The organism is uncultured Paracoccus sp. (genome assembly GCF_945915435.1).
Taxonomy (GTDB): domain Bacteria; phylum Pseudomonadota; class Alphaproteobacteria; order Rhodobacterales; family Rhodobacteraceae; genus Paracoccus.
Genome location: NZ_CAMEFG010000080.1, coordinates 1 through 5,001 on the forward strand (window position 1 = coordinate 1; position 5,001 = coordinate 5,001).

The window sequence follows — 5,001 nt, forward strand, 5'->3', positions numbered from 1 at the left end:
ACCAAGGAAGGCTCGATCGAGGACACGGCCTACAAGACCAACTGCGAGGCGGCGGATGAGATCGCGCGCCAGTTGCGCCTGCGCGACCTTGCCGGGCTGATCGTCATCGACTTCATCGACATGGAAGAGCGCAAGAACAACGCCGCCGTCGAGAAACGCTTCAAGGACAGGCTGAAAACCGACCGCGCGCGCATCCAGGTCGGGCGGATTTCCGGCTTCGGCCTGATGGAGATGAGCCGCCAGCGCCTGCGTCCGGGCATGCTGGAATCGACCACGCAGCCCTGCCCGCATTGCCACGGCACCGGGTTGATCCGCAGCGACGACAGCCTTGCGCTGACCATCCTGCGCGCCATCGAGGAAGAGGGCACCCGCAAGCGTTCGCGCGAGGTGCTGGTCAAGGCGCCGGTCGCCGTCGCGAACTTCCTGATGAACGCCAAGCGCGAACATATCGCGGGTATCGAGGCGCGCTATGGCATGTCCGTGCGGGTCGAGGCTGACCCCGCGCTGATCTCGCCCGATTTCGCGCTGGAGAAGTTCAAGACCGCAACGCGGGTGGTGCCCGAGGCGGTGTCGAACGTGGTTTCTGTCGATGCGCGGCTGATGGCGCAGATCGACGATGAGGACCAGGACACCGACGAGGCGCAGGACACCGACGAAGCCGATCAGGCCAGCGGCGACGAGACCGATGGCGGCGAAAACGGCAATGGCGACGGCGATGGCCGCTCGCGCCGCCGCCGTCGCCGCCGCCGTCGCGGTGGACGCGGCGAGGATGGGCAGGGCGACAATGGCGATGCCGGGAACGGCGCGGATGACGGCGAAACCGCCGGCGATGAGGCCGGTCGGGAACAGCCCGCCGCTGCCGAGGCGGCTTCGTCCGGGGACGAGGCGCAGGGCGGCGTAGGCGAAGCGGTTGAAGCCGAGGCCGAGGCCGAAAAGCCCAAGCCCACGCGCCGCCGCACCCGCACCCGCCGGGCGCCGGCCGAGAAGCAGGCAGAGGAAACGGCCGCGGAAAACCCGGTCGATGCGCCGCAGGCGGAACCCGCCGCCGCGCTGGCCGAGGATATGCCAGCGGGTGAAGTCGCGGTCGACACCGCTGCACCCACCGGGGAAGCCCCTGCCGCCGAACCGGAGGAGTCGCCTGCGGCGGCAACCGAACCGGCGGACTCTGCTGCCGTGGAAGCCGCAGAGGCGCCCGACGAATCGGCAGAGCCTGCTTTGGCGGAAGCGGACGAATCGGCAGAGCCTGCTGTGACGGAAACCGGCGAACCGGCCCCTGCCGGCGAATCGGCGGAAGCCGAAGAGGCGGCCCCTGTCGGTGAGTCGCCGCAAACCGCTGCGGAGGAACCGGCCCCTGCCGAAACCGGCGCAACGGCCAATCAGCCGGACGAACCGGCCCCCGCTGACCCCGAGCTTGAGCAAGCCGCCCCCGTAGCCGAGCGGCCCAAGCGGCGCGGCTGGTGGTCCGTCGGCTGACAGATTGACGCAGCCCACACAAGATTGAAGGCGCGGGGCTTTCCCGCGCCTTCTTATTGGGACAAGGTGCGCCCATGTTTGGTATCGAACTGATCGACGCGGCTTTTCTTCCGGCGGTGCTTGTGGCGCTGCTGGCGGGTTTCCTGTCCTTTCTGTCGCCTTGCGTGCTGCCGATCGTGCCGCCCTATCTGGCCTATATGACGGGGATCGGGGTCGGCGGCCTTAAGACGGGCGAACGCAGCGCCATCCTGCCTGCGCTGTTCTTCGTGATGGGGCTGTCGACGGTCTTCATCCTGATGGGCATCGCGGCCTCGGCCTTCGGGCGGGCGTTGCTGCAATATCAGGACATCCTGTCGCGTGGCTCGGGCGTGGTCGTCATCATCCTTGGCCTGCATTTCCTGCACGTCTTTCGCATCCCCATGCTGGAGACCGAGGCGCGGATGGATGTCGGCGATCGTGGCGGCAGCGCCTTCGGAGCCTATATCCTCGGTCTTGCCTTCGCCTTCGGGTGGAGTCCATGCATCGGGCCGCAGCTTGGCATGATCCTGACGCTGGCCGCCTCGAATGCCGAAGCGGGACGGGGCATGACCCTGCTGGGCGTCTATGCCCTGGGCCTGGGGGTGCCGTTCCTGCTGTCGGCCATCTTCATCAACCGCGCCGTCGGGCTGATGAACCGGATCAAGCCGCACCTGAGGCTGATCGAGCGGATCATGGGCATCCTGCTGGTCGTGGTGGGCGTCGCGCTCTTGACCGGCGCCTTTACCAGCTTTGCCTATTGGCTGCTGGAAACCTTCCCGGCGCTGGCGCTGCTGGGCTGATCAGCCCCGGCGCCTGTCGATGAACCCCTGCATCGCCCGTTCGGTATCGGGCAGCATCGCGTTTTCGCAGATGGTGCGGCCCGCCAGTTCGTAAGCCTCGGCCAGCCCCAGGGAAAGTTGCTGGCGAAAGGCGCGCTTGCCCATGCGAACGGCCTGCGGCTGCTTGGCCGCGATGGTTTCGGCCAGCGCCATGGCCTGCGCGGTCAGGTCCTGAGGCGAGGTCACGCGATTGACCAGCCCCAGTTGGCGGGCGGTTTCGGCATCCGCGAACTGGCCCGTCACCAACATCTCGAACGCCGCGCGGGGCGGGATGGCACGGGTCAGCGCGACCATCGGCGTCGCGCAGAACAGGCCAAGGTCGATCCCGTTGACGCCGAAGCGCGCGCCATCCGCCGCCAGGGCCAGGTCGCAGCTTGCGACAAGCTGGCAACCGGCGGCGGTGGCGATGCCCTGGACCTCGGCGATGACGGGCTGGGGCAGGTCGGCCAGCGCCTGCATCATGTCCGAACATTGCGCGAAAAGCCGGGCCAGCGATTCGCGCCCCCCGTCGGATTCCTTGCGAAAGCCCTGCATCTCGTGCAGGTCGTGGCCCGCGCAGAACGCCCGGCCCCTGGCGGCGATAATCAGGATGCGGATGCCGTCGTCTTCGGCGATGGCGTCGAGCTGGCCGTGCAACTCTGCGATCATGGCCGATGACAGCGCGTTGTAATTTTCCGGGCTGTTCAACGTCAGCCGTGCGATATGGCCGGTTTCCTCGCGTAACAACAGGCTCATGGCGCTTGATCCCCCCTTTGCTTCGTGCCCAGTCTAGCGGCGGAAGGGACAAGGGGAAACCATGCAGATCGTGATGAACAGGGACGCGCTGAACCGATTCCTGCGCGAAAGATTCGTGCAGGTGGCGGATGCCATCCGGGTCGAGGCGGTGACGGAAACCGGCGCGCTGGTCCGGCTGGCCGTCGATGCCAGCCATCTGCGGCCGGGCGGCACGGTTTCCGGTCCCGCCATGTTCGGGCTGGCCGATGTGGCGATCTACCTGGCGATCCTGTCCCGCATCGGGCCGGTGGAACTGGCGGTGACGACGAATGCCTCGATCGACTTCATGCGCAAGCCGGCAGCGGGCAAGGACCTGCTGGCCGAGGTGCGGCTGCTGAAGCTGGGCCGCCAGCTTGCCGTAGGCGATTCGCTGATCCGCAGCGAGGGCGTGGACCAGCCGGTCGCGCGTTGCTCGATGACCTATGCATTGCCCGCGCAAAAGTCGTGAAAATCGCGGGTTATGATGGGGTATTTTGATACCTATTTTGTAACCATATGATTCCAATTGGAAACACGCGACCATCAGGACTTGACCGCGCGGCGGCGATCCCCGATATACGCGCAATCTCGAATTCATACCCCAAAAGGGACGTCAAATGAAAACCTACAGCGCCAAACCGGCCGAGATCGAGAAGAAGTGGATCCTCATCGACGCCGAGGGCGTCGTTCTGGGCCGCCTTGCCACGATCGTTGCAAACCGCCTGCGCGGCAAGCACAAGCCGACCTTCACCCCGCACATGGATATGGGCGACAATGTCATCATCATCAACGCCGACAAGGTGCAGATGACCGGCGACAAGCGCGACGACAAGAAATATTACTGGCACACCGGCCACCCCGGCGGCATCAAGCACCGCACCGCCCGCCAGATCCTGGAAGGCGCCCACCCCGAGCGCGTCGTGATCAAGGCGGTCGAGCGGATGATCACCCGCAACAAGCTGGGCCGCCAGCAGATGTCGAACCTGCGCGTCTACGCGGGCGCCGAGCATCCGCACGAGGCCCAGCAGCCCGAAGTGCTGGACGTCAAGTCCATGAACTCCAAGAACACCCGGAGCGCGTAATATGGCCGAAGAAATCAAATCCCTCGACGATCTGAAATCGGCCGTCGGTGGCGTTGCCGCCGAAGCCGTGGTCGAAGCGGCCGCCCCCCGCGCCCCGCAGCGCGACGATCTGGGCCGCGCCTATGCCACCGGCAAGCGCAAGGATGCGGTCGCCCGCGTCTGGGTCAAGCCGGGTTCGGGCAAGGTCACCGTCAACGGCAAGGACATGAGCGAATATTTCGCGCGTCCCGTGCTGCAGATGATCCTGCGCCAGCCCTTCGACGTGGCCGGTGTCGCCAACCAGTATGACGTCTATGCGACGGTCGCCGGTGGCGGTCTTTCGGGCCAGGCCGGTGCGGTCAAGCATGGCATCTCGAAGGCGCTGCAACTGCACGAACCCAGCCTGCGCGCCGCGCTGAAGGCCGCCGGCTTCCTGACCCGCGATTCGCGCGTGGTCGAGCGGAAGAAATACGGCAAGGCGAAGGCCCGCCGCTCGTTCCAGTTCTCGAAACGCTGATCCGTTTCGACAGTGCAACGCAAAACGCGCCCCTCGGGGCGCGTTTTTTCGTTTCGGGGGCCTGCCGCGCCGCCTGGAATCACCCGAGTCGGGGAATCGAACGGCCAAATTTCGGGATTCGGGCGGGGAATCGGGGGCGGTGATTCCGGTTTTCACGGCGAAACGCATGGAACGAGGGGTGTGCCTGCCACGTTTCCATGTCGGTGCCATGACAAAGGGGCGAATATTTCCGAAATTTAATTCATGTAATACAGTATGTTGAGAGATTTCTTCTGACGGGGCGTGTTTTCCTTCTTGCGTCCGGTTCGCTGTGGGCCTAGATACCGCTTCACCGAGACGA

General features: G+C 65.6%; 6 protein-coding genes. 5 read left to right on the plus strand and 1 reads right to left on the minus strand.

The features are described from left to right. The coding region (locus tag Q0O97_RS17170) for a ribonuclease E/G (RefSeq protein WP_294932304.1) at positions 1–1,473 on the plus strand (1,473 nt) is incomplete at its 5' end. A 74-nt stretch (positions 1,474–1,547) separates the two neighbouring features. Beyond that, positions 1,548–2,291, plus strand: a complete 744-nt coding sequence (locus tag Q0O97_RS17175) for a cytochrome c biogenesis protein CcdA (RefSeq protein ID WP_294932307.1) — start codon at positions 1,548–1,550, stop codon at positions 2,289–2,291. Here the strand turns inward: Q0O97_RS17175 and Q0O97_RS17180 are convergent, their stop codons facing one another. Next, on the minus strand, positions 2,292–3,065 hold the full coding sequence (locus Q0O97_RS17180) for an enoyl-CoA hydratase (protein ID WP_294932310.1): 774 nt from the start codon (positions 3,063–3,065) through the stop codon (positions 2,292–2,294). A gap of 61 nt (positions 3,066–3,126) precedes the next feature. On the opposite strand from Q0O97_RS17180, the gene Q0O97_RS17185 reads away from it, so the two are divergent. The 3 genes from Q0O97_RS17185 (at position 3,127) to rpsI (ending at position 4,661) form a co-directional block, all read left to right on the plus strand. Further along, entirely contained in the window at positions 3,127–3,552 is a 426-nt protein-coding gene (locus Q0O97_RS17185; RefSeq protein WP_294932313.1) for a PaaI family thioesterase, read from the plus strand. Between the two features lie 148 nt (positions 3,553–3,700). Further along, positions 3,701–4,165, plus strand: coding sequence for a 50S ribosomal protein L13 (gene rplM / locus Q0O97_RS17190; RefSeq protein ID WP_294932316.1), 465 nt, complete (start codon positions 3,701–3,703; stop codon positions 4,163–4,165). A 1-nt stretch (position 4,166) separates the two neighbouring features. After that, positions 4,167–4,661 (plus strand): 30S ribosomal protein S9, encoded by a 495-nt coding sequence (rpsI, locus tag Q0O97_RS17195; RefSeq protein WP_294932320.1) that lies wholly within the window; start codon positions 4,167–4,169, stop codon positions 4,659–4,661. The last annotated feature ends 340 nt before the right edge of the window (positions 4,662–5,001 follow it).